Source organism: Ideonella azotifigens (genome assembly GCF_006519715.1).
GTDB lineage: Bacteria > Pseudomonadota > Gammaproteobacteria > Burkholderiales > Burkholderiaceae_C > Ideonella > Ideonella azotifigens.
In genome coordinates this window covers 1-2,349 of sequence record NZ_VIDT01000777.1, presented here as the reverse complement: position 1 = coordinate 2,349, position 2,349 = coordinate 1, and the positions used below count along the sequence as shown (strand labels likewise).

The 2,349-nt window shown below is 67.7% G+C and carries 3 protein-coding genes; all 3 read right to left on the bottom strand.

Annotated features, from left to right (window positions below; translation table 11 throughout):
- Positions 1-2: 2 nt before the first annotated feature.
- Complete coding sequence (gene rpe / locus FKP22_RS27520) at positions 3-692, bottom strand: ribulose-phosphate 3-epimerase (RefSeq protein ID WP_141291158.1); 690 nt, start codon at positions 690-692, stop codon at positions 3-5.
- On the bottom strand, positions 689-1,495 hold the full coding sequence (locus FKP22_RS27515) for an HAD-IA family hydrolase (protein ID WP_141291155.1): 807 nt from the start codon (positions 1,493-1,495) through the stop codon (positions 689-691). Before FKP22_RS27515 ends, rpe begins: the two co-directional genes overlap by 4 nt.
- Positions 1,492-2,349, bottom strand: an 858-nt coding sequence (gene cbbX, locus FKP22_RS27510) for a CbbX protein (RefSeq protein ID WP_141291153.1), incomplete at its 5' end; no start/stop codon positions are given. The genes FKP22_RS27515 and cbbX, both read right to left, overlap by 4 nt.

Sequence of the window (2,349 nt, the reverse complement as noted above, 5' to 3'; positions counted from 1 at the left end):
CTTCATCGCCGTGCCGCCCCGGCGCCGTCGCGCAGCGCTGCGATCGCGCGGTGGTAGTCACCGGCACCGAACACGGCCGAGCCGGCCACCAGGGTGTCGGCACCAGCTTCGGTGACCCGCCGCACGTTGGCGGCGTTCACGCCGCCATCGACCTCGAGCCAGATGTCGCGCCCGGTCGCCTCGATGCGGCGGCGCACCGCTTCGATCTTCGGCAGCACGTGGTCAATGAAGGTCTGGCCGCCAAAGCCGGGGTTGACGGACATCAGCAGCACCAGATCGAGCTGCTCCAGCGTATGGCCCAGCCAGTGCAGCGGTGTCGCCGGGTTCAGCACCAGCCCGGCCTTCACCCCGAGTGACCGGATCAGCTGCAGCGTGCGGTCCACATGCTCGCTGGCCTCGGGGTGGAACGAGATGATGGATGCACCCGCCTGCGCAAACAAGGGGATCAGCGCGTCGACCGGCTTGACCATCAGGTGCACGTCGATCGGTACGGGCTGGTCGCCGCGCCGGCAATACGGCTTGATCGCCTGACACACCATCGGACCCATCGTCAGATTCGGCACGTAGTGGTTGTCCATCACGTCGAAATGGATCAGGTCGGCGCCGGCTTCGATGACAGCCGTGACCTCGGCGCCGAGACGCGCGAAGTCGGCCGACAACAGGCTGGGCGCGATGCGGATCGTCTGGTTCATGCAAACCTTCCTTCGTAAAGCAAATCGACGGCATTCGGCATTCGCGGCGGGCACGCCAGCTGCTGCAATTCGCCCAGGCTCAGCCAGGCGTGCGTTCCCAGCGCCGTGCCCGGTTCGGCCGGCAGCGGGTGCTGCAGATCGCCCAGATGCGGCAGCACCAGGCCGGCAGCGGAAAAGTCCCCGCCTGCTGTCCAGAAGGTCGGCGTCACCACCGTCCACAGGCCGGCACCGACGGCAGCGCGCAGGCCGTTCGGCGAATCCTCGAAGGCGACGGCGCGGTCGGCACCCATGCCGAGCGTCGCAAGCACGAGACGGTAGATATCGGGCGCCGGTTTCTTCGCAGGCACCTGGTCGCCGCAGGCGATCACGGCAAACATTTCCAGCCCGCGCGTACCAAACGCGGACTGCAGCAGTGCGTCGACGTTCACCGCGGTGGTGGTGGTGGCGATCGCGAGCCTGCAGCCCGCCGCCAGCGCCTCTTCGAGCAGCCTGGCCACGCCGTCCCGCAAGGGCACGCCGCCCTGGCGCACGGCGGCGCTGTAGAACTCGGTCTTGTCGGCGTGGATCTCGGGTACTCGCGCCATCAGGTGCTGGCGCAAGGCGGTGCTCACCGGCAGGGACTGGATGTACGAGGTGATGCGCTCCTTCCCGCCCGTCACCGACAGCAGGCGACGGTATTCGGCGCGCGTCCAGGTCCAGCCCAGCCGGTGGCGTTCGAAGGCGAGGTTGAAGGCAAGGCGGTGCGCCTCCTCGGTGTCGGCCAGCGTCCCGTCGACGTCAAAGATCAGCGCTTCGACGGTCATGCCCGCTCCTCCGGCGAGGTCGCCGCACTGGCATCGAAGACACGGCTCGCGAGGATGTCCTCGGCCTGCAGGGTGGCGAGCTGCTCGCGCGACAAGGCCTCGGTCGAGCCGAACAGCCGGGTCGCGTGGCGCAGCCGGATGCGGTCCAGCGCATTGCGGATCGAGCGTGCATTCGCGAAATGCGGCTGCTGCCTGCGCAAGGCCACGTAGCGCGCAAACGCCGGCTCGGCCGAGGCGTCGAAGTGGTAGTTGAGCTGGGTCAGCATCAGCTGCGTGATCTGCATCAGCTCGGCCTGGCTGTAGTCGGGGAAGTCGATGTGGTGCGCAATGCGCGAGGCCATGCCCGGGTTGCTGCCGAAGAAGGTGTCCATGCGGTTCTTGTAGCCGGCCAGGATCACGACCAGGTCGTCACGCTGGTTCTCCATCACCTGCAGCAGGATCTCGATCGCCTCCTGCCCGTAGTCGCGCTCGTTCTCGGGGCGGTAGAGGTAGTAGGCCTCGTCGATGAACAGCACGCCGCCCATGGCCTTCTTCAGCACTTCCTTGGTCTTGGGCGCCGTGTGGCCGATGAACTGGCCGACCAGGTCATCGCGCGTCACCGCCACCAGGTGGCCTTTGCGCACGTAGCCGAGCTGCTTCAACACCTCGGCCATGCGCATCGCGACCGTTGTCTTGCCGGTGCCGGGGTTGCCGGTGAAGCACATGTGCAGCGACGGCTTGGTGGCCTGCAGGCCCTGTTCGGCACGGAGCTTGTCGATCAGCAGCAGCGCGGCGATGTCGCGGATGCGGCCCTTCACCGGCGCCAGGCCGACGAGTTCCGCATCCAGCTGGTCGAGCACGGCACGCGCGCCCGA

Bases quoted from the DNA above. Each gene is read 5' to 3' on its own strand.
- FKP22_RS27515 (WP_141291155.1), bottom strand. From the start codon at position 1,495: ATGACCGTCGAAGCGCTGATCTTTGACGTCGACGGGACGCTGGCCGAC.
- rpe (WP_141291158.1), bottom strand. From the start codon at position 692: ATGAACCAGACGATCCGCATCGCGCCCAGCCTGTTGTCGGCCGACTTC.